This is a genomic window from Neorhizobium sp. USDA 3394 (genome assembly GCF_056280385.1).
In genome coordinates this window covers 1,778,648-1,798,108 of sequence record NZ_JBWCDU010000002.1, presented here as the reverse complement: position 1 = coordinate 1,798,108, position 19,461 = coordinate 1,778,648, and the positions used below count along the sequence as shown (strand labels likewise).

Sequence of the window (19,461 nt, the reverse complement as noted above, 5' to 3'; positions counted from 1 at the left end):
CAAAACAGGCTACGCGAGTAGAGGATGGCGTCGTCGGTGCCGAGCAGCATCGGAATGTCGGTAATGTTCGGATTCTCAATCACCTGCCGGCGATCAGTCGAGCTTGGCCTCGGCTAGAGCCGCGCCGCCCTGGGCGAGGTCTACGCTTGCGACCACCGACATGCCAGGGACGAGCCTTTCGGTCAGCCTCTGTTGCGGCTCGATGGCGATCCGAACCGGAATGCGCTGGGCAACCTTGGTGAAGTTGCCGGTAGCGTTGTCGGCCTTGATGACCGAAAATTCCGAACCCGTGGCCGGGGCGAAACGCTCGATCCGGCCGGTGAATTTTTCATGCCCCAGGGCATCGACGGTGAAGGACACCTTCTGGCCGGCCGCCATGCCGCCGAGTTGGGTTTCCTTGAAATTGGCGACCACCCAGACATGCGTGGGCACGATCGAGCCGATCTGGGTGCCGACAGATACATACTGTCCGACGCGGCCCGCGACCTCGCCGAGCGTGCCATCCTGCGGCGCGGTGATGCGGGTATTGGCAAGGTCGATCTCGGCAAGCTTTACCGCCGCTTTGGCGCTTTCGACATTGGCTTCGAGTGACTTGCGGGCGACGACGATCGTATTGAGATCCTGTTCGGCGACCAGTTCGGCGGCCTCCGCCTGATGCACTGCTGCCTGGGCCTGGTTGAAGGTGGCGCGGGTCTTTTCCGCGTCGCTCTGGGTGGCGATGTTCTTTTCGAGCAGGCCCTGGGTGCGGTCATAGGCGGTTCTGGCCGCGTCGAAGGCGGCATTGGCGCTTTCGACAGCCGCCTTGGCGGACTGGATCTTGGCTTCGGCCGACTTGCGGCTCTGTTCGGAATTGGAGAGCGAAGCTTCTGCCGTCGCCAGTGCCGCTTTCGCCTGTTCGAGCTTCTGGGCGTAGATGCGGTCGTCGATCCTGGCGATCAGGTCGCCCTGGCTCACCCTCTGATAATCCTGCACCGGCACTTCGGTGAGGTAACCGGCAAGCTGGGGACTGAGGATGGTCACCTGGCCGCGCACATAGGCGTCGTTGGTGGTCTCGACCGAGCCGTGGAAGGGCGGCAGGTTCCAGGCGTAGAGCACGACGACAATGCCGGCAGCGCCGATGGCAAGTGCGACATAGGTGGCGATGAAGCGGAAGATCTTGGACATGGCAGTTTCGTTTCTGGTTCTTTATTTCTTCTTGGGATGTGATCGAGCGTCAGGCCGCGGCGGGCATGGCGGCCCGGATTGACGAAAGCCGGTGTCGGTTGCGCCAGGCGACGTGGAGGAGAAGCAAGGCGAGGGCCGCGAGCGACGCCCAGGCGGTCAGCAGGAAGGCGTCGTCATAGGCGAGCGCATAGGCCTGCTGCTGCACCTGCCTGGTGAAGAGGGCGGCACCCTGCAAAACCTGCTGGTTCGGGTCGGTCAGCACCCTGCCATAGGCGCCGCCAAGCTGTTTCAGGCGGGCTGCGACGAGCGGGTCGGTGGAGGCGAGTTCGGAGACCAACCGGAAGGAGTGGAACTGCTCGCGCCATTGCACGAAGGTGCCGTAGAACGCGCTGCCGAGATAACCGCCGATCTTCTGGGTGGCGAGGAAAACGACGATGAAGGAGAGGATGTAGCTCGGTCCGCGTTTCATCGCGGCACCCAATCCGATCATCAGCGCTGGCGGCAGGAAGAGGCCGCTCGCGAAACTCACCAGGAATTGGCTGAGATACATCTGCTCCGGCCGGGTCAGAATGGTCGACTGGCTGTCCATATAGCTGCCGGCCGCCACCAGCAGCAGCGAGACGGCGTGGATCGCCGAGGCGCGGGCGGGCTTCATGATCATGGCGCAGCTGATGCCGGAAACCACGGCGCCCGCGAGGATGACCCAGTAAAGCCCAGCCATCTGCTCGTTCAGCATGCCGGCATTGCGCAGAAAGTTGACCGCGCCACTGGTCTGTTCGGAAAACAGCAGACGGGACACCATCAGCGCGCCGGCAAAGTGCAGGATTTCGCGCGAGGTAAGCCAGCGAATGTCGACCAGGTGGTTCTTTCTGTTGAGCTCGATTGCCGCGAAGATTGCCGAGGCCGCGATGCCGGTGATGATCATCCAGGCCAGCCAGTCGACCGCCGTCCACCAGTAGAGCCGACCGACGGTCAGTACGACAGCAAAGCAGCCGAGGGCGATGGCGAGGAAGATATAGCTGACAACATCGAGGCTGCTGATGACTTTCGCGCGCGGCGGCGAGGCGAGCGGCAGCAGGTAGACAAGACCGAGCGAGACCATGGCGAGCCCCAACTCGACCAGATAGAGCGCATGATAGTCACCGATATCGAGCAGATAGGGTGAAATGATCCCGGTCACCGGCGAGGGGAGGGCGAGCGCCGTCAGAGCAGCGCAGAGGCCGATGCTCATCTTCTTTGCCGGGGAGACCGGTTCGAGAATATAGAGGAAGCCGAGTGAGGTCATCGGCGCTGCGGCAACGCCTGCAAAGAAGCGCAACGCCAGGGCGCTCTCGTAGCTGTCCGACCCGAAATGCGCCAGGCACACCAGCACGTAGACGACAATCGCCACCTCCGCGAAGCTGCGGAGGCCGTACTGGGCACGCACCTTGAAGAGCAGCAGCGTCAGGCTGGCATTCGGGAAGAGATAGGCTGCCATCAGCCAGGTGGCTTCCGTCTGGGTGAGATCCATCGGACCGGCGATCTGCTGCAGGTTGGTGGAGATGAAGCTCATGCCGAGCCCCTGCGTCAACGCGATCAGCGTGCCGGCCAGCATATAGGCTGCGATCATCATCGGCGACTTGGGTGCGAAGGCAGGCGGCGCGATTGCGGCAGGCCCGGAGGAAGCGGCGGGCGGTTGGGGCCTCGGTCCGACGGTTTCGGCCGGCTCCGCGTGTCGGCGGAAATCCGCTCTTATGATCGCTGCTTGGTCTTGCCTTGCTGCTGCCTCACGCGGGGACATTGATGTCCTCCATCTCGCCGATATTGGCCGTGATCCGCTCGAACAGCGCCATTGCGACCTGTACCTGGTCGGCGTCGATGTCCTGAAAGATCTGCTCGCGTATGCGGTCGGCAATCGAGCTGACGAGGCTTGCCTGTTCCTCTCCGTGGGCCGTTAGAAACAGAAGCTTGACACGGCGATCGTTTGGGTCCGGCCGGCGTTCGATCAGGCCGTTCTCCTCCATCCGATCCAGGAGACGCACCATGGTCGCCTGTTCGAGTTCAAGTTCGCAGGCCAGTTCGCTCTGCGTCATGTTCTGCTTTCTGGCGAGGCGAAACAGGGCGCGGGCGCGCGGATAGGTCAGCCCATGCGCCGTGACCTGCTGGTTGAAGGCCGTGCGGATCTTGCGGCTGACCTTGGTCAGGGCCTCGAAGAATTCGGATGCGATCGGATCATTTTTCATCGTGAGCTTAATATTAGTATGCTAAGTTTTCTCACGCTTTACTTAGCGCACGAACTAATTCGTTTCAAGGGCTGGCGGTCGCTTCGCGCGGGTTTGGAGGCGATGACAAAGAGAGGTGGGTGCTGACGCTTGAACCCGCCGACATCCTGCGGCAGGCACGGCGGTGCGGGATTAACCTCCCATTAACCATGGTTGGCTAGAAATGATGATGCGCGAATGACCTGCGCGCCTAACCTCTATGGGATCAACATGTACGTTGTATCGGTGCTCGACAATGGCGACCAACGGACCTTCGTGTCCGAAAGCCTGAAAATATTAGACCGGATCGTCTACGCCACCATCTGTGGCTCTCCAAAGCAGTTCCTGCTTTCGGAGGTCGTCGATATCGTCCCGGTCGATGCAAAACCTACCAAAGCTCCAACGACACGCAACGCCGCCTCGCTGATCCAATAGTCACCTGAAACCGGGCTGACCGAGGAGCGAAAGCAATTTCGTAGCCGTGAGCCGGCCTCAGGCGGTCGTTGATCATGATCCATGTCGGGACCCGGCCGGGAGCTCGCTCACGCGCGCCTGCTCACGTGGCTGCAGCCGATCACACACCGGGTTGCAGCCATGGAGGGCTCGCCGGCCAATGTCGGCGAGCTTTCATGGGCCATGCCCCATAAGCGGCCCCATCGTTACTCCGCCGCGTCGGCCTGATCGGCCGCTATTCTTTCCTCCTTCGCCTCCTTCTTGCGGCCCGCGAGCACGTCGCCGGCCGTCTCCGACAGGCGGAAGAAGGAGAAGCACGAAGATGCGGAAATGATCGCGATGATGATGAAGGACATCGCGAAGGCGAAGTTGGTGAGCGTTTCGGCGCCGCCGGAGAAATAGTGTAACAGCATTGCAGACATCGCGACGCCGGTACTCTGGGCGATGCGCTGCGCCATCTGCGACAGCGACGTCGCGTGGCTCATCTCGGGGTCTTCGGTCTCCGCGAATGTCAGCGTGTTCAGCGACGTGAACTGCAAGGCGCGGAAGAAGCCACCGAGCAGAATGATGACCACCATGACCACCGGCGCCGTGGCGGGCGTGAAAGTGGCAAGCAGCGCCATCGAGGCGCTGGCAATCAGTGCGTTCCAGAAGAGCACGCTGCGGAAACCGAAACGGCGCAGGATGCGCCTCGTCATGGTTCGCATGCCGAAGGCGCCGATCGTCGACACGAAGGTGATGGCGCCCGATTGCAGCGGCGTATAGCCGAAAACCTCCTGCATCAGCAGCGGCAGCATGAAGGGCAGGGCACCCATGCTGATCCGGAACAGCGAACCGCCGGTGACGCTCGATCAGAATGTGGGATAACGGAAGAGCTTCAGGTCAAGGATGGCATTCGGCGTTTTGCGTGCATGGCGGATGTAGAGGGCGAGCAGAGCGACACCGCCCGCAACCAGGACCAATGCGCTGGAACTCATGCCGCGGGCGAAGGAATCGAACCCGAAGATGACCGCGCCGATGCCGCCGCCGGTGAGGATGAAGCCGGGGAAATCAAACGAAGTACGCTCCGTCGGCGGGATTTTCTCGATCAGCGCAAGCGTCAGGATGATTGCGACGATGCCGACCGGCAGGTTGATCCAGAAAATCCAGTGCCACGAGCTGATTCCGGTGATGAAACCGCCAAGCAGCGGCCCGATCGCCGGGCCGACCACGGCCGGCATGCTCATCAGCACCATGGCGGACACCAGTTCCTCGCGCGGCACGGAGCGCACCAGGATCAGCCGTGCCGTCGGCAGCATCAGCGCGCCGCCGAAGCCCTGCAACGCGCGCGCTGCGATCAGCATGGTGAGGGTGGTCGAGGCGGCGCAGAGCAGCGAGGCAAGGGTGAACAGCGCGATTGCCGAACAGAACACGCGCCGGGCGCCGAAGCGGTCCGCAAGCCAGCCGCTCAGGGGCAGGAAGACACCCAGCGAAAGGACGTAGACGGTGATCGCCGAATGCAGCGCAAGCGGCGGCTCGCCAAGTGCGTCGGCAATCGTCGGCAGAGCCGTGGCGATCGCCGTCGAATCGATCTGTTGCATGATGAGCGCCGATGCGACGATCAACGGCACGGTCTTGCGGGTGTCCAATGGTAGTCTTTCGGTTCAAGCCGTTGTTTCGTAAGCCCGGTTCCTGGCAGGCCACCAAACCGCGCAGCCACCAATGATGTTTCCGCTTGCTTCGGTCGTCGTCATGTGTTCTTCTATATGGAACGCCGGTCCATCCATAGGATAATCCCTTGGCTGTCGGGCTGTCAACGACGCTTTTGCAATCGCCGTGTGCGAGCGTGTGTCAGCCGATGCCCGGCGGCAGATTGTCATGGGAGCGACAACTGACATGAAGACCATGGGTGACATCGAGATCACGGGCAGACAGGACGAGGACCGGAAGGGCCGCCTTTCCTCGGTCTCCATGGCGATCCGCATCCTCAAGGCCTTCGAGGGCGATGATGCGGAAATCGGCGTCACCGAGCTTGCCCGCCGTCTCGGCATCGCCAAGAGCACTGTCCATCGCCTGGTAGTGACGCTGATGGCCGAGGACTTCCTCGAACAGAACAGCGAGACCGGCCGTTATCGGCTGGGGCTGGGGCTTTTCGGGCTGGGATCGCTGGTGCGCAACCGTATGGATCTTTCCACCGAAGCGCGCACGCTGCTGATCGACCTGAGGCAGGAAACGGGCGAGACGGTGCTGCTTGCGGTACCGGCCGGGCCGGAGATCATGTATGTCCGCGTCCAGCCGTCCCGGCAGGCGGTGCGCATCAATGCGGAAATCGGCATGCGCGCGCCCTATCATTCGACGGCCGCCGGCCGTGCCGTCCTCGCCTTCCAGCCGGAAGACCGCGTCGCTGCCCTTGTCGGGGCGACCCTGCCGCTCCGAACCCCCAAAACCGTCACCGAACCCGACAAGCTGCAGAAACTGCTCGGCAATATCCGGCGCCTTGGCTACGCGATGGAAGACGAGGAGAACGAACTGGGCATGCGCGCCATCGCCGCACCCATCCATGACGCCCAGTCGGAGGTGGTCGGCGCGGTCGCCATCGCCGGTCCCGTCCAGCGCCTGTCGCTGAAGAATCTCAACGGTTTTGCCGAACCGCTGCTTGTCGCGGCGCGGGCAATCTCGGCCCGGCTAGGGCATCGCGGCTCGCTCGGTGCCGGCGATTCCTGAGGTGCGGCAGCAGTGACGATTGAATGTTCCAGAAGGGTTGCCGCGGGTCGGACCTGCTCCAGTTCAATAATCGAACCGTTCGGTTCGATCACGTCGGCGCACGTCTTACGAGGAGATCAAGGCGATCGCCACTTATCTCAAGAGCACCAAAGGCGGCCTGGCGCAGAAACCGCAGCCTATCCCGGCGAGCGATGCGCATGAAGGTGGAGCGGCGATCTACCACGACACCTGTTCAGCCTGCCATGTTGCCACGGTAAGGGCTTCACGCGCCCAGATCCTCCCGCTACAACTCCGTTGTTCCGTTTTACAATTCTGGATTTGAGAGCCATGGCCGACAGCGTTACCGATCGTTTTCTCCGTTATGTTGTCATCGACACCCAGTCGGACGCCATGTCGCCGACCCAGCCTTCGACAATGAAGCAGAAGGATCTCGGGCGATTGCTGGTGGAGGAAATGCTGGCGATCGGCATCACCGACGCCCATCTCGACGAGCACGGCTATATCTACGGGACGATCCCGGCGACCACATCGAAGAACAACGTGCCGGTCATCTGCTTCTGTGCCCATATGGACACGGCACCCGATTTCTCCGGCACCAACGTCAAACCGCAGATCGTCAGGAACTATCAGGGCGGCGATATCCAGCTTGTCGGCGACCGGAACCAGGCGATCCGGGTGTCCGAACATCCGGTGCTGAAGGACCAGATCGGCAACGACATCGTCACCTCCGACGGCACGACACTTCTGGGCGCCGACGACAAGGCCGGCATTGCCGAGATCATGTCGGCGGCCGAATTCTTCATCAACAACCCGGACGTCAAGCACGGCGCGATCCGCATTCTCTTCACCACCGACGAGGAGATCGGCCGCGGCGTCGACAAGGTGGACTTAAAGAAGCTCGGCGCCGATTTCGGCTATACTCTGGACGGCGAGACCGCCGGCACGATCGAGGACGAGACGTTTTCAGCCGATGCGGTGGAGATCGCCATCAAGGGTGTCGCCATGCATCCGGGTTTTGCCTTCGGCAAGATGGAAAACGCCATCAAGATCGCCGGCGGCATCGTCGCCAAACTGCCGAAGGACATGACGCCCGAGACTACCAAGGGCCGCGACGGCTTCATCCATCCGACCGGCATTTCCGGGGTGATGGAAAAGGCGCACCTCTCCTTCATCATCCGCGATTTCACCGAGGAGGGCCTGAAGGCCAAGGAGACCCTGCTCGAAGACATCACCAGGCAGGTGATCGCCGACTATCCCGGCTCAAGCTACACGTTCACGGTCAAGGAACAGTACCGCAACATGAAGGTGGTGCTCGACCAGCACCCGGGCATCGTCGATTACGCGGTCGAGGCGATCAGCCGGGCCGGCATGACACCGGTGCGCGGCAGCATTCGCGGCGGTACGGATGGTTCGCGCCTCTCCTTCATGGGCCTGCCCTGCGCCAACCTCTTCGCCGGCGGCCACGCCTTCCATTCGCCACTGGAATTCGTCAGCAGCCAGGACATGGAACTGGCGGTGAAGACGGTGATCGAGCTTGCGAAACTGTGGGAGGAGCGGGCGTAACCGCTCTTTCCAGATGGTGTGCTTTAAGGCCCACGAGGCATCTCCTGTTGCCCCCCGGTCAACAGACAAGGGCCCCTCGCACTACCCCGCCAGCCGTCTCCCTGCCAGTCTTGAACGCGCCGCATTTTCCGCCTAAAAAACCGCCATCTGCAGCACCAACAGGATGGTGGATCATGGACCTCAACCGAAACGCAACGCCGCTTTGCCTTGCCATTCGGGAATCGATCCATGCCTTCCATTACGCTTGCAAACCTTTCGTGGTCCACGCCTGACGGCCGGCCACTCTTTTCCAATCTGAACCTCAGCTTCGGGCCCGAACGCGCTGGCCTTGTCGGGCGCAACGGCGTCGGCAAGACGACGCTTTTGAAGCTGATCGCTGGCGAACTGACGCCCGCATCCGGCACGGTCTCCGTGTCCGGCAGCCTCGGCGTGCTGCGCCAGAGCGTGCTGGTCGCGACCGGGGAGACGATCGCCGACCTTTTTGGCACGAGCGATGCATTGGCGGCCCTTGCCCGAGCCGAGGCGGGTGAGGCCTCCGCCGAGGAGCTTGCCAATGCTGACTGGATGCTGGAGGCGCGCATGGCCGCGGCGCTGGCCCGGGCAGGCCTCGATGCGGATGCGCGCACGCCGCTCGAAACCCTGTCAGGTGGCCAGCGCACCCGTGCGGGGCTCGCAGCACTGATCTTCGCCGGGCCGGCTTTCCTGATCCTCGACGAACCTACCAACAATCTCGACCGCGAGGGCCGCCAAACGGTGATCGATCTGCTGTCCGGCTGGCGGGGTGGTGCGATTATCGTCAGCCACGACCGTGGACTGCTCGAAACCGTCGATGCGGTCGTCGAACTGACTTCGCTCGGTGCCACCCGTTATGGCGGCAACTGGGGCCGCTACCGGGAGCGCAAGGCGTTGGAACTGGCGGCCGTCGAACACGATCTCGCTGACGCCGAAAAGCGGATGGCGGAGGTCAACCGCGCGGCGCAGGAAACCACGGAGCGCAAGGCGCGCAAGGATAGCACCGGCAAGAAGAAGGCCGCGCGGGGCGACATGCCGCGCATCGTCGCCGGCGGCATGAAGCGGAGGGCGGAAAACACCAGCGGCGACAATGCCCGGCTTGCCGAGCGGCTGCGAACCCGGGCGGCCGACGACATCTCCGCCGCGCGGGAAAAGATCGAGATCCTGCAACCGCTCTCCGTGGCGCTGCCGCCGACCGGCCTGCCGGCAAGCCGGGTCGTACTCCGGATTGACAATGTCACCGCCGGTTATGACGTTGAACACCCGGTCCTGCGCGACTTTTCCCTCGAGATCACCGGACCGGAACGCATCGCCGTCACCGGGCCGAACGGTTCGGGAAAGACGACGCTGCTGTCGCTGATTTCGGGCAGCCTGGCGCCCTTCTCGGGCACGGTGCGGGTGCCGGCCAAATCCGCCATGCTCGATCAGCGGGTGAGCCTGCTCGATCCGGCGCTCTCGATTCGCGACAATTTCCGGCGTCTCAATCCGCAGGCGGACGAAAATGCCGGCCGTGCGGCGCTCGCCCGCTTCATGTTCCGCGCCGATGCCGCGCTGCAGGTGGTCGGCACCTTGTCAGGCGGGCAGATGCTGCGGGCGGGGCTTGCCTGCGTTCTCGGCGGGCCGGAGCCACCGTCGCTGCTCATTCTCGACGAGCCGACCAACCATCTGGATATCGATTCCATCGCCGCGGTTGAGGCCGGATTGCGCGCCTATGACGGCGCGCTGCTGGTCGTCAGCCATGACGAGGTGTTTCTTGAGACGATCGGCATCACCCGCCGGCTGGACCTGGGCTAGGGCCGGTCAAGCCGCCGGCGAGCCGGTAAGCACCTCGGTCGTCACCAGTTTGGCACCGGCCTCGGCGAACTGGGCATTGTAGCGGCGGATGATGGCAGCGGCGCTCTCCTGCGGCTGGTCGAGCGTGCTGTGGGCGTCGGAAACGACCGTCACCTTCAGCCCGGCCGCGATCGCGCCCTGCACCGTGCCGGCGACGCAGAAATCCGTCTGCGCACCGAGGATCACTACTTCCGGCGCACCCTGGCTCTCGACCCATGCGCCGAGTTGCGGATTGCTGAAGGAGTCCCGGACGGACTTCGAGAAGGTCGGCTCGTCGTCCCGCTGGCCGAGCGCCGGCCAGACGGGCCAGCCCGGCTCTCCCGGCGCCAGCGGATCGCCGTCCGGCCCGTCATGGCGCACGAAGGCGATCGCCCGGCCGTCACGCCGTGCCCAGTCGATGACCTTTCGGGCACGCTCGGTCAGGAAATCCGCCTCGTGCAGGGGCGGCTCGACAAGGCCGTCGAACATGTTTGTCTGCAGGTCGATGACGATGACCGGCGCTTTTCCCGCTGAAGTGCTGGACATGGGTTGGCCTCCATTCAAGACAAGAAATTGCCGGATTCCTTGCGGATTTCAATCCATATCTTTTCGCTCAGGGCCTGATCGGTTACGGCATGCGTCAACGGGCCGGTCGGCCGGGAAAGGGCAGCCCGAGCGCCGCCCTCTCCCGTTTGCGATCTGGCGATCAGCGGCAGACGCGGGTGGTCTTGACGACGACACGGCCGTGGTAACGGGTCTTCACCTTCTTGACCATGCAATCACGGTGGCGGGGACGATATGGACGGTAGACTTCGCGGACGGTGTGGCGCGGGGCGATACGCTCATTGGTGGTGATGGTGACGCTCGCGGCGTTGGAGGGGCCGGCCACGGAGAGAATGGAAGAAATGGCCAGGGCCGATGCGAGAAGCAGGTTTTTCATTGGGTGTTTCCTCAATCTTTTGCGCGATTTGAACGCGGATCGAGGAAAGGGGTTCCACGAAGGGGATGGGACTGAAGTCCTACGCCCGCCCTTCAGCCCACTGGTTCCCCGCCTGATGGCTCCCTTCGCGAGCACCGATCAAAGCGGAAAACAATCCTACCTCAGCAGCCCCTGTCCGCCGTCCACATAGATCGGGGTACCGGTCACATGTCGAGAGCGGTCGGAGGCGAGGAAGGCGATGACTTCGGCAACGTCCTCGCTTTTTCCCGGCCTGCCGTCGCTGATCGGAACCTGGCCCTCCGGCCATTCCACCGGAATGGCGGTTTCCTGTTCGTGGCGGAGCTTGGTGTTGTCGCGGATATTGGTCTCGATCTCGCCGGGGCAGACGGCGTTGACGCGGATGTGATGTTTGCCGAGTTCCAGCGCCAGCTGCTGCACCATTGCCACTTGCGCGGCCTTGGTGGCGGTATAGGCGGTGGCGCCGGGTGTCGTGAAGGTGCGGTTGCCGTTGATCGAGGAGATGACGATGATCGAGCCTGTACCCTGCGCCTTCAGATGCGGCACGGTAAGATGCAGCGTCAGATAGGTGCCGCGCAGGTTGACGGCGATCGTCCTGTCGAACTCTTCCGGCTTCAGGTCGTCGATCGGCGCCCAGACGCCGTTGATGCCGGCATTGGCGACGACGATGTCGAGCCGTCCGAGCTTTCCAGCAAGCCGGTCGATCGCCTCGCGCATCCGGTTCTCGTCGGAAACGTCGGCTTCGAGCACCAGCGCTTCGCCGCCGGCCTTCTCGATCTCTCTGGCGGTTTTGTCCAGCTCGGTCCTGGTATGGCCGAGCAGGGCGACCTTTGCGCCTTCCGCCGCGAGTTTCATCGCCGCCGCCTTGCCGATACCGGAGCCTGCGCCTGTTACCAGAGCCACCTGATTGTTGAGTTCCATGAGCCCATCCTGTCGCCGGAGCGCGGCTTCTGCCGCGCGAAAACGAACGGCAAGGGATGGTGCATGGTTCCCGGGATCAGGATGGATATCGCTCGTTGAGGATGCGCAGGCCTTCGGCAAATTTCGAACCGTCGCCGCCCATCTGGCGCATCTGGGCAAGATTGTCGGTGAGGTCGGCGCGCTTGACCGGCCGGGCCAGCGGGTTTTCGATCGAGCGGCGGACGAAGGTGAAATATTCCTCGCCGTCGCGCTTGCTCATCGCATCGACGGCATTGACGACCGCTTCGGAAAAGCCTTCCTGGCGCAGACGCCCGAGCGTCCAGCCGGGGCCTTTCTCGACCACGTCATGCAACCAGGCGACCTGTTTTTCGTCCTCGCCGTCGACGTTTTCGGCGACGCGCCGGACGTGTTCGATGAACGGGCCGCCGGTTTTCGAAGACTGTCCTTCATGGGCCTGCGTCGCGATGGCGATCGCCTTGTCGATCAGTTCCGACATTTGTCTGTCTCCGTCCGTTCGGCGGCACTTTATAAGGTCCGCGCGCGACGACAATGCGTCAGCTGCGGTCTTCCTCGAACTGAGTGACAGGAAGCGGGCTCAGCCAGTTCTCCCGCCGTTTCACCCAGAGTTCGTAGGTCGGTTCAAGGTCCGTCGGGGCCATGTCGAGCGCGCCGACACGGATCTCGATTTCGTCGCCGTCGCTTTCGCTGAAGACGCGTGAGCCGCATTCGGGGCAGAAACCGCGACCATGGAAATATTTGACCTCGCCAGTGCTTTCAAAGGCATGTCGCGGCCAGATGCCGAACGTGGCGAAGCTGGAGCCGCTTTCCTTGCGGCAGTCGGTGCAATGGCAGAGCCCTATCCTGAGCGGTGCATCCTTCACCGAAAATTGCACCTTGCCGCAAAGGCAGCTTCCAGACCGGATGATCATGTTTTCTGCTCCTTCTTCCTCGTTCGGGAAACGCAGTTAGGGCAGGGGAGGACGAAGGGAAGAGATCAGGCGGGTTCCGAGGCGGCCGCCCTGGGGTCCTTGTGGAACGGAACGGCTCGCCCGGCGTTCGAAGCAGACACAAATGGGATTATCGCCATGCGCTCGTTTCTAGTCTCCGCCGCATTTATCGCCTCGGCTTTCTCGCCGACCTTGGCTTCGGCGGCTGAGGGTGACTTTTTAAAGACGCTCGCCGGCAGCTGGAGCGGCAACGGGACCGTGCTGACCCGCATCGGGGCCAAGCCCATCAATGTCACCTGCAGCTTCAATTCCACGACGGGAGATACGACCCTTTCGATGCAAGGGACCTGCCGCGGGCTGCTGGTCATCCGCCGCAGCATATCGGCCGATCTCAAGGCCTCGGACCGCGGTTACAGCGGCACCTATACCGGCCCGTCGGGGCAGCCCTCGACCTTGTCCGGCAATCGCCGCGGCAATGCGATCAATCTCGGAGTCCGTTGGGCACGGGTGATCAATGGAGACCGCGTCGCCAACATGACGATCGAGAAGATCGGCAATGATCGCATGCGGCTGCGGACGGTCGACAAGGATCCGCAGAGCGGCAAATCGGTGGTGACCAGCAGCATCGATCTCAGCCGCTGACCGATCTCGGGCCGGCGTCTGCGTTCACTCCACCTGGCCGAGCTTGCCGGGGTTCATGATGCCCTTCGGGTCGATCGCCGCCTTGATGGCGTTCATCATGTCGATGGCGTCGCCATGTTCGCGGCGCAGATATTTCAGCTTGGAGATGCCGATTCCGTGTTCGCCGCTGAACGTGCCGCCCATGTCGATGGCGCGCTGGTAGAGCCGCTCTGCAAGCCGTTCTGCTTCCGCCAGTTCTTCCGGGATTTCCGGCTTGATCAGGTAGCCGACATGGAAATTGCCGTCCCCCACATGGCCGATGATCTTGCCGATGACGAAGGAATTGTCGATGTCCTCGCGGGCGGCGAGCACCGCTTCGGCAAGCCGCGAAATCGGCACGCAGACGTCTGTCGTGAAGGCCTTGCAGCCGGGGCGTAGCGTCTGGTTGGAATAGATCGTCTCGTGGCGGGCCTTCCACAGCCGCTCGCGGTCTTCGGTGCGGGTCGACCATTCGAAATCCGAGCCGCCGAATTCGTCGGCGATCTCCCGCACGGTGTTCGACTGTTCCTCTACCCAGCGCGGGCTGCCGTGGAATTCGAGGAAGAGGGTGGGGGCGAGTTTCAGGGTCAGACCCGCATGCCGGTTGGCAGCCTCCACGGCCACCTCGTCGAGGAACTCGATCCGGGCGACCGGGATGCCGCTCTGGATGGTCGCGACGACGGCTTCCACAGCGCCGCGCATCGTTTCGAAGGCACAGACGGCCGACGCGATGGTTTCCGGGATCGGGTGGAGCTTGACGGTCACCTCGGTGATGACGCCGAGCGTGCCTTCGGCGCCCACATAAAGCTTGGTCAGGTCATAGCCGGTCGAGGATTTTTTCGTGCGCCGGCCGGTGGTGATGATCTTGCCCTGCGGCGTCACGACCCGCAGAGCCAGGACGTTTTCGCGCATCGTGCCGTAGCGCACCGCGGTGGTGCCGGAGGCCCGCGTCGAGGCCATGCCGCCGATCGAGGCGTCAGCGCCGGGGTCGATCGGGAAAAACAGACCGGTATCGCGGATATGGGCGTTGAGTTGCTTGCGGGTGACGCCCGCCTGCACCTGAACGTCGAAATCCTCGTGGTTGACCTGGACGATCTGGTTCATGCGGGTGAGATCGAGCGAGATCCCGCCCTTGAGCGGGATCGTATGCCCCTCCATCGAGGACCCGGCCGCAAACGGCGTGACCGGGATGCCAGCCTCGAAACAGGCCGAGACGACGCGCGCCACCTCGTCCTCGCTTTCGGCATAGACCACCGCATCCGGCAACCGTGTCGGCTGCCGGGACATGTCGTGGCCATGATGTTCGCGCACCGCTTCAGTGGTCGAAAGCCGGTCGCCGAAGTGGAGTTTCAGGGCGTCGAGGGTGGATTCCAGGGAGGTCATTTTTTCTCACCCGTCAGCATGCGGTGGTAGCGCGAACGGGCGATTTCCTGCGTCGTGATGAATTCGAGGAGAACCGGCACGCCCTTTTGCGTCTGCTCGATGCCCCGCTTGATCGCCGGGATGATCTCGCTCGGCTCGGTGACGCGTTCGCCATAACCGCCGAGCGCGCGCGCAAAGGCGGCATAGTCGCCGGAAATGTCGGTCGAGCGGTATTTCTCCGTCGAAACCTTCATGATCGGCAGTTCCATCGCCATGGAAAAATTGTTGAGCAGGATCGACAGGATCGGCAGGCGCTCGCGCACCGCGGTTTCGAAATCCATCCCGGTAAAGCCGATCGCCGCATCGCCCCAGACGTTGATGCAGAGCTTGTCGGGATGCATCAGCTTGGCGCCCATGGCGAGGCCCAGGCCGTAACCGAGCTGGGTCGTCTTGCCCCAGCCGATATAGGTGAGCGGCTTTACCGATTTCCAGAACGGCGAAAGCTGGTCGCGCGGGCTGCCGGCATCATGGGTGATGATGGTGTTTTCGATATCGACCGTATGCTGCAGGTCCCAGAGCACGCGATAGGGCGACAGCGGCTTGCTGTCGGAGGTGAGTTTCGGCATCCATTCGGAAAGCCATTCTTCCTGCACCCTGGCAATTTCGGCGGCGACTTCCGTATGGTCGCGCGGTAAAACCTTGCGGGCTTCGAGCTCGGCAAGTACCGCGTCGAGCGTCAAGGCTGCATCGCCGACCAGCGCCACCTTGGCCTCGATATCCTTGTTGACGTGGTCGGGGTCGAGCGTTGCGTGGATGACCGTCTTGTCGAGCGGCATCTGCACGCCGAAGGCGGTCTCGGTGAAGGAGCAGCCGATGCCGAAGATCAGGTCGGAACTATCGAGGAAGTGGCGCAGGGTCTTGGAGATCGCCGCACCGCCGGCGCCGACCGACAGCGGATGGGTTTCCGGGAACGCGCTCTTGCCTTCGAGGCTGGTCGAGACTGGGATTGCCAGCAGTTCGGCGAGCTGTTTCAGCTGCGGCCAGGCCTGCGCGTAATGAATGCCCTGGCCGGCATAGAGGATCGGGCACTTGGCGGCGAGCAGCAGGTCGACGGCGTCGCGCACCGCGATCGGGTCCGGCCCGTAGCGGGTGGAGAGAACCGGCCGGTAGGTCAGCGGTTCCGGCACATCGTCCTGCCAGATGTCGTTGGGGATTTCGATCAGCACCGGCCCGCCGCGACCGTTGCGCAGCTTGGAGAAGGCGCGGCGAAAGATGTTGGGGATCTCGGCGGCGGAGGTGATCGGCTCGGCGGACTTGGTGATGTCGCGCATCGAGCGTGTCGCATTGTAGTTCGGATCGACATGCGCGACGCGACGCTCATAGCCCATCGGCAGCACCAGCAGCGGCACGGATTCCGAATAGGCCTGGGCGATACCGCCATAGGCGTTTTCGGTGCCTGGTCCGAGCTGCATGGCAAAGACGCCGATCGTCTTGCCGGATGAGAGGCGCGACATGGCGTCGGCCATGTGCAGGCCGTGGCGTTCCTGGCGCACGATGATCGGGCGGACATCGGCCATGGCCGCGTGTTCGAGAACGTGGTTCACGGGGTAACCGCAGATGACCTCGATCCCCTCGCGCTTCAGAATTTCCACGATGGCGTCGGCAACTTTCATGGGTTTCTCCTCCCCGGAGACGTGATCGATTAGAGGTGAGGTTGGAAATCGTGTGCCGTCCAGGCGCCGGGATGGCGAACGGGCGCGCGGCGGGCCTGGTCGGTATTCAGCAACCCGCTCTGGCCGAGCGTAATGCGGTATTCCTCGATGAAGGCCTGCGCCATGTGGGTGGCGCCATGGTCTCCGAGTGCGGCAAGGCCAAGCATGAAGGCACGGCCGGCAAAGGACGAACGGGCGCCGCAGGCGACCGCGCGTACCATGTCGACGCCGGAGACGACGCCGCTGTCGAACAGCACCGTACCACGTGTGCCCACCGTGCGGGCGATTTCCGGCAGCACGTCGATCGTCGCGGGTGCCGCATCGAACTGGCGGCCGCCGTGGTTCGAGACGACTACGCCGTCGAGGCCGAGTTCCAGCGCCTTCTCGGCGTCGGCCGGGTGCATGACGCCCTTGACCATCATCGGGCCTGGCCATTTATCGCGCAGCCTAGCGATCTGCTCCCAGGGGAAGCCGCCGCCGATATGTTTCTGCACGAAGGCGGAGGTGGTGACGCGGTCCGGGGCGCCGGCAAAGCCTGCCATGTTGGCGAAGGTCGGCATGCCCTTTCGGCGGATCGCATCCAGCCAGAAAGGGGCCAAGGCCGCAGCCATCATCGTCTTCGGCGTCAGCCGGAATGGCATGGTGAGGCCGTTCCTCAAGTCGCGCGGCCGCTTGGCGCGCACCGGCACGTCCAGCGTCGCGACCAGAACCTTGGCGCCGGCGATACGGGCGCGTTCCGCCATTTCGAGACTGTATTGATGGTTGTTGGGCGCCATCGGGTAGAGCTGGAACCAGGTGACGTCAGGCGCCCATTCCACCACCTGCTCGATCGTCGCGCAGGCAAGCGTGCCGACCAGATAGGGGATGTTGTGGGCCTGGGCGGCCTTGGCGAAACGCTCGGTCGCGCCCGGCCACATCATGCCGTCGAAGCCGATCGGCGAGATGCCGATCGGTGCGGCGTAACGATAGCCGAAGAGTTCGACCGAGGTATCGACATTGGACACGTCGATGCCGTAGCGCGGCACGACTTCGACGGCCTGCAGCGCGGTCCGGTTGCGGCCGAGGCCGGTTTCATCGCCGGCGCCGCCCTGCAGAAACTCGTAGGCAAAACGCGGAATCCGCCATTTCGCCCGTTTTTCGAGATCGCCGATCATCGGATAACGCCGGCGGAGTTCCGCCAGCGTCTCTATCGTCCTTGCGTCGCTCCCGGCTCCCCCCATGACCGACGCCTCCTAGTAGGAAACCATGACTTCGAGCATGGCCTGCCGGCCGCTCCTGGTCGCGGCGAGTGCCCGCTGCAGCGCCGCCGGCAGATCGGCACCGGTCTCGACGCGTTCGGCATGGGCGCCGTGGGCGCGGGCGACGGCGGCATAGTCCGGTGCCGGATCGAGCGCGGTGATCGGCATGGTGTTGGCGGTTGCCGCACTGCCGTCCGGATACATGTAGAGCGTCGAGCGGCGCACGGCGTTCCAGATGCCGTTGTTGAAGACGATCGTCAGCAGCGGCAGCTTCAGCGCGGTCGCGGTCTGGTGGCAGGCGACAGGATTGGCGAACATGTAGGAGCCGTCGCCGATCGTGGCGATCACCTGGCGGCTGCGGTCGCCGAGCTGGGCGCCGAGCGCTGCGGTCAGGCCAAAGCCGAGACCGCCGGACAGCGGCGTCGAGAAGTAGGATTTTGGATGCTTGAACTCCATCACCGACGGATCGATGCCGAGTTCGTTCACCACGGTCGTCTTCTCGTCCATGATGGCGGAGACACAAGCGCTGACATGGGCGGGTGTCATCGGCGAACCGTTGCCGAGGGCAGCGCGCTTGGCGGCCGCTTCGACCTGGGCTGCCTTCACCTTGGCCCACTTCTCTCGGCGCTCGGAGAAGGTTTCGGACGCCGGCACACGCTCGGTCATCGCAGCGGCAAGCGCCGCGATCGTCTTGTTGATGCCGCCGGCGAGCGCGATGTCGATCGGAAAGCTGCGGATCGGCACGCGGCTATGCTGCGGGTCGGGGCCGATGGCGATGACCTTGGCACCTTCGGCTATGTCCGTATGGTCTGAAATCCACGGCACCGCGGCATTGATCACGACCACGACATCGGCTTCCTTCAGGACCTGGGTCGAGTCGCGGCCGATCATCATCGGATGGTCGCTCGGCAGTGCGAGACGTGTCGCCCACATCTCGACGGTCGGCAGCGCAAATTTTTCGACGAAGCCGGCGAGCGGTTCGAAATCCGGTGCCAGTTCCGGGCTCTGGGTGATGATCAGCGGGTTCTTGGCCTTGGCGAGAAGGTCAGCGGCCTGGGCGATCAGATCGGGGTCGGCCGGGCCGTAGGTGGTCGGGGTGACCGTCGAGCGGTGATTGATCTCGATCTCGGCGCCTTCGGCCAGCGCCTCGCGTGGCAGGCTCAGGTAGACCGGACCGCGGGGCTCGCTCATGGCGATGCTCATGGCGCGGTCGATGACGATGCCCGCCTGTTCCGGATAACGCAGTTCATAGTCCCACTTGACCACTTCGCGGACCATGCCGCCCTGGTCGAACATTTCCTGGCCCCAGTGGATCGGCGAGGAGCGCGAGCCGAAACGGCCGTGTTCGGTGATCGGCGTGCGGCCGGAGAACATCATGACAGGCACGTTCTCGGAGCGCGCGTTGATCAGGCCCATCACCGAGTTGGCAAGCCCGACATTGACGTGGACGATGACGCCGGCCGGTTTTGACGTCATCAGGTAATAGCCGTGCGCCATGCCGACCGCGACACCCTCATGCGGGATGACCAGGGCTTCCGGCATTTTCAGGCCGGTTTCGGGCTGGCGGGCAAACGCCTCGATGATCGACGGGAAGTCGGTGCCGCCATTGGCGAACAGGACATCGATGCCGGCGGCCTTCATGTGCGACAGAATTGCCTCGGCCGCGAATGTTCCGGTCGGTTTTTCGTGTTTCATGCTGCAATCCTCGTGAAAATT

The 19,461-nt window shown here is 63.4% G+C and carries 19 protein-coding genes; 5 read left to right on the top strand and 14 right to left on the bottom strand.

Annotated features, from left to right (window positions below):
- Positions 1-93 precede the first annotated feature (93 nt).
- The 3 genes from ACZ9EJ_RS30065 to ACZ9EJ_RS30055 all read right to left on the bottom strand — a co-directional run bounded on the left by ACZ9EJ_RS30065 (position 94) and on the right by ACZ9EJ_RS30055 (position 3,386).
- Positions 94-1,164 carry an HlyD family secretion protein gene (locus ACZ9EJ_RS30065; RefSeq protein WP_046640044.1) on the bottom strand — a complete coding sequence of 357 codons (1,071 nt, stop codon included), beginning with the start codon at positions 1,162-1,164 and terminating at the stop codon, positions 94-96.
- Between the two features lie 49 nt (positions 1,165-1,213).
- A complete protein-coding gene (locus ACZ9EJ_RS30060) occupies positions 1,214-2,776 on the bottom strand; it encodes an MFS transporter (RefSeq protein ID WP_046629785.1) in 1,563 nt (520 codons plus the stop codon).
- Between the two features lie 154 nt (positions 2,777-2,930).
- Positions 2,931-3,386 (bottom strand): MarR family winged helix-turn-helix transcriptional regulator, encoded by a 456-nt coding sequence (locus tag ACZ9EJ_RS30055; RefSeq protein ID WP_046629518.1) that lies wholly within the window; start codon positions 3,384-3,386, stop codon positions 2,931-2,933.
- Between the two features lie 249 nt (positions 3,387-3,635).
- On the opposite strand from ACZ9EJ_RS30055, the gene ACZ9EJ_RS30050 reads away from it, so the two are divergent.
- Positions 3,636-3,839: a hypothetical protein gene (locus tag ACZ9EJ_RS30050; protein WP_046629517.1), complete on the top strand. Its 204-nt coding sequence runs from the start codon at positions 3,636-3,638 to the stop codon at positions 3,837-3,839.
- Between the two features lie 224 nt (positions 3,840-4,063).
- Here ACZ9EJ_RS30050 and ACZ9EJ_RS30045 read toward each other — a convergent pair whose 3' ends face one another.
- Both ACZ9EJ_RS30045 and ACZ9EJ_RS30040 read right to left on the bottom strand, forming a co-directional pair.
- Positions 4,064-4,687 (bottom strand): MFS transporter, encoded by a 624-nt coding sequence (locus ACZ9EJ_RS30045; protein ID WP_476100539.1) that lies wholly within the window; start codon positions 4,685-4,687, stop codon positions 4,064-4,066.
- 21 nt (positions 4,688-4,708) lie between these two features.
- On the bottom strand, positions 4,709-5,485 hold the full coding sequence (locus ACZ9EJ_RS30040) for an MFS transporter (protein WP_476100411.1): 777 nt from the start codon (positions 5,483-5,485) through the stop codon (positions 4,709-4,711).
- Positions 5,486-5,714: 229 nt separating this feature from the next.
- Between ACZ9EJ_RS30040 and ACZ9EJ_RS30035 the strand changes: the two genes are divergently transcribed.
- The 3 genes from ACZ9EJ_RS30035 (at position 5,715) to ACZ9EJ_RS30025 (ending at position 9,929) form a co-directional block, all read left to right on the top strand.
- Positions 5,715-6,560, top strand: a complete 846-nt coding sequence (locus ACZ9EJ_RS30035; RefSeq protein WP_476100409.1) for an IclR family transcriptional regulator — start codon at positions 5,715-5,717, stop codon at positions 6,558-6,560.
- Positions 6,561-6,887: 327 nt separating this feature from the next.
- The gene (pepT, locus tag ACZ9EJ_RS30030; RefSeq protein WP_046640046.1) at positions 6,888-8,123 is read left to right on the top strand and encodes a peptidase T; all 1,236 of its coding nucleotides are present in this window, start codon (positions 6,888-6,890) and stop codon (positions 8,121-8,123) included.
- Positions 8,124-8,351: 228 nt separating this feature from the next.
- Positions 8,352-9,929, top strand: a complete 1,578-nt coding sequence (locus ACZ9EJ_RS30025) for an ABC-F family ATP-binding cassette domain-containing protein (protein WP_046629509.1) — start codon at positions 8,352-8,354, stop codon at positions 9,927-9,929.
- A 6-nt stretch (positions 9,930-9,935) separates the two neighbouring features.
- Here the strand turns inward: ACZ9EJ_RS30025 and ACZ9EJ_RS30020 are convergent, their stop codons facing one another.
- From ACZ9EJ_RS30020 to ACZ9EJ_RS30000, 5 genes are all read right to left on the bottom strand, one after another.
- Positions 9,936-10,493, bottom strand: coding sequence for an isochorismatase family protein (locus tag ACZ9EJ_RS30020; RefSeq protein WP_046629506.1), 558 nt, complete (start codon positions 10,491-10,493; stop codon positions 9,936-9,938).
- Positions 10,494-10,653: 160 nt separating this feature from the next.
- Complete coding sequence (locus tag ACZ9EJ_RS30015; RefSeq protein ID WP_046629504.1) at positions 10,654-10,887, bottom strand: hypothetical protein; 234 nt, start codon at positions 10,885-10,887, stop codon at positions 10,654-10,656.
- A gap of 156 nt (positions 10,888-11,043) precedes the next feature.
- Positions 11,044-11,826 carry an SDR family oxidoreductase gene (locus ACZ9EJ_RS30010; protein WP_046629502.1) on the bottom strand — a complete coding sequence of 261 codons (783 nt, stop codon included), beginning with the start codon at positions 11,824-11,826 and terminating at the stop codon, positions 11,044-11,046.
- 76 nt (positions 11,827-11,902) lie between these two features.
- Positions 11,903-12,322, bottom strand: coding sequence for an HD domain-containing protein (locus tag ACZ9EJ_RS30005; RefSeq protein WP_046629499.1), 420 nt, complete (start codon positions 12,320-12,322; stop codon positions 11,903-11,905).
- Between the two features lie 58 nt (positions 12,323-12,380).
- On the bottom strand, positions 12,381-12,755 hold the full coding sequence (locus tag ACZ9EJ_RS30000) for a GFA family protein (protein ID WP_046629497.1): 375 nt from the start codon (positions 12,753-12,755) through the stop codon (positions 12,381-12,383).
- Positions 12,756-12,911: 156 nt separating this feature from the next.
- Between ACZ9EJ_RS30000 and ACZ9EJ_RS29995 the strand changes: the two genes are divergently transcribed.
- The gene (locus ACZ9EJ_RS29995) at positions 12,912-13,415 is read left to right on the top strand and encodes a hypothetical protein (protein ID WP_046629496.1); all 504 of its coding nucleotides are present in this window, start codon (positions 12,912-12,914) and stop codon (positions 13,413-13,415) included.
- 24 nt (positions 13,416-13,439) lie between these two features.
- Here ACZ9EJ_RS29995 and ACZ9EJ_RS29990 read toward each other — a convergent pair whose 3' ends face one another.
- The 4 genes from ACZ9EJ_RS29990 to ACZ9EJ_RS29975 are packed head-to-tail and all read right to left on the bottom strand — an operon-like array spanning position 13,440 to position 19,440.
- Positions 13,440-14,816: an FAD-binding oxidoreductase gene (locus ACZ9EJ_RS29990; RefSeq protein WP_046640047.1), complete on the bottom strand. Its 1,377-nt coding sequence runs from the start codon at positions 14,814-14,816 to the stop codon at positions 13,440-13,442.
- On the bottom strand, positions 14,813-16,498 hold the full coding sequence (locus ACZ9EJ_RS29985) for a thiamine pyrophosphate-requiring protein (protein WP_476100537.1): 1,686 nt from the start codon (positions 16,496-16,498) through the stop codon (positions 14,813-14,815). Before ACZ9EJ_RS29985 ends, ACZ9EJ_RS29990 begins: the two co-directional genes overlap by 4 nt.
- Positions 16,498-17,727: an alpha-hydroxy acid oxidase gene (locus ACZ9EJ_RS29980; protein WP_046629489.1), complete on the bottom strand. Its 1,230-nt coding sequence runs from the start codon at positions 17,725-17,727 to the stop codon at positions 16,498-16,500. The genes ACZ9EJ_RS29985 and ACZ9EJ_RS29980 overlap by 1 nt, the downstream gene beginning before the upstream one ends.
- Positions 17,728-17,739: 12 nt before the next feature.
- On the bottom strand, positions 17,740-19,440 hold the full coding sequence (locus ACZ9EJ_RS29975) for a thiamine pyrophosphate-requiring protein (protein ID WP_046629487.1): 1,701 nt from the start codon (positions 19,438-19,440) through the stop codon (positions 17,740-17,742).
- Positions 19,441-19,461 lie beyond the last annotated feature (21 nt).

Bases quoted from the DNA above. Each gene is read 5' to 3' on its own strand.
- ACZ9EJ_RS30065 (WP_046640044.1), bottom strand. From the start codon at position 1,164: ATGTCCAAGATCTTCCGCTTCATCGCCACCTATGTCGCACTTGCCATC.
- ACZ9EJ_RS30055 (WP_046629518.1), bottom strand. From the start codon at position 3,386: ATGAAAAATGATCCGATCGCATCCGAATTCTTCGAGGCCCTGACCAAG.
- ACZ9EJ_RS30010 (WP_046629502.1), bottom strand. From the start codon at position 11,826: ATGGAACTCAACAATCAGGTGGCTCTGGTAACAGGCGCAGGCTCCGGT.
- ACZ9EJ_RS30050 (WP_046629517.1), top strand. From the start codon at position 3,636: ATGTACGTTGTATCGGTGCTCGACAATGGCGACCAACGGACCTTCGTG.
- ACZ9EJ_RS30005 (WP_046629499.1), bottom strand. From the start codon at position 12,322: ATGTCGGAACTGATCGACAAGGCGATCGCCATCGCGACGCAGGCCCAT.
- ACZ9EJ_RS30020 (WP_046629506.1), bottom strand. From the start codon at position 10,493: ATGTCCAGCACTTCAGCGGGAAAAGCGCCGGTCATCGTCATCGACCTG.
- ACZ9EJ_RS30000 (WP_046629497.1), bottom strand. From the start codon at position 12,755: ATGATCATCCGGTCTGGAAGCTGCCTTTGCGGCAAGGTGCAATTTTCG.
- pepT (WP_046640046.1), top strand. From the start codon at position 6,888: ATGGCCGACAGCGTTACCGATCGTTTTCTCCGTTATGTTGTCATCGAC.
- ACZ9EJ_RS30025 (WP_046629509.1), top strand. From the start codon at position 8,352: ATGCCTTCCATTACGCTTGCAAACCTTTCGTGGTCCACGCCTGACGGC.
- ACZ9EJ_RS29990 (WP_046640047.1), bottom strand. From the start codon at position 14,816: ATGACCTCCCTGGAATCCACCCTCGACGCCCTGAAACTCCACTTCGGC.
- ACZ9EJ_RS29980 (WP_046629489.1), bottom strand. From the start codon at position 17,727: ATGGGGGGAGCCGGGAGCGACGCAAGGACGATAGAGACGCTGGCGGAA.
- ACZ9EJ_RS30035 (WP_476100409.1), top strand. From the start codon at position 5,715: ATGGGAGCGACAACTGACATGAAGACCATGGGTGACATCGAGATCACG.
- ACZ9EJ_RS29975 (WP_046629487.1), bottom strand. From the start codon at position 19,440: ATGAAACACGAAAAACCGACCGGAACATTCGCGGCCGAGGCAATTCTG.
- ACZ9EJ_RS30015 (WP_046629504.1), bottom strand. From the start codon at position 10,887: ATGAAAAACCTGCTTCTCGCATCGGCCCTGGCCATTTCTTCCATTCTC.
- ACZ9EJ_RS29995 (WP_046629496.1), top strand. From the start codon at position 12,912: ATGCGCTCGTTTCTAGTCTCCGCCGCATTTATCGCCTCGGCTTTCTCG.
- ACZ9EJ_RS30060 (WP_046629785.1), bottom strand. From the start codon at position 2,776: ATGATGATCGCAGCCTATATGCTGGCCGGCACGCTGATCGCGTTGACG.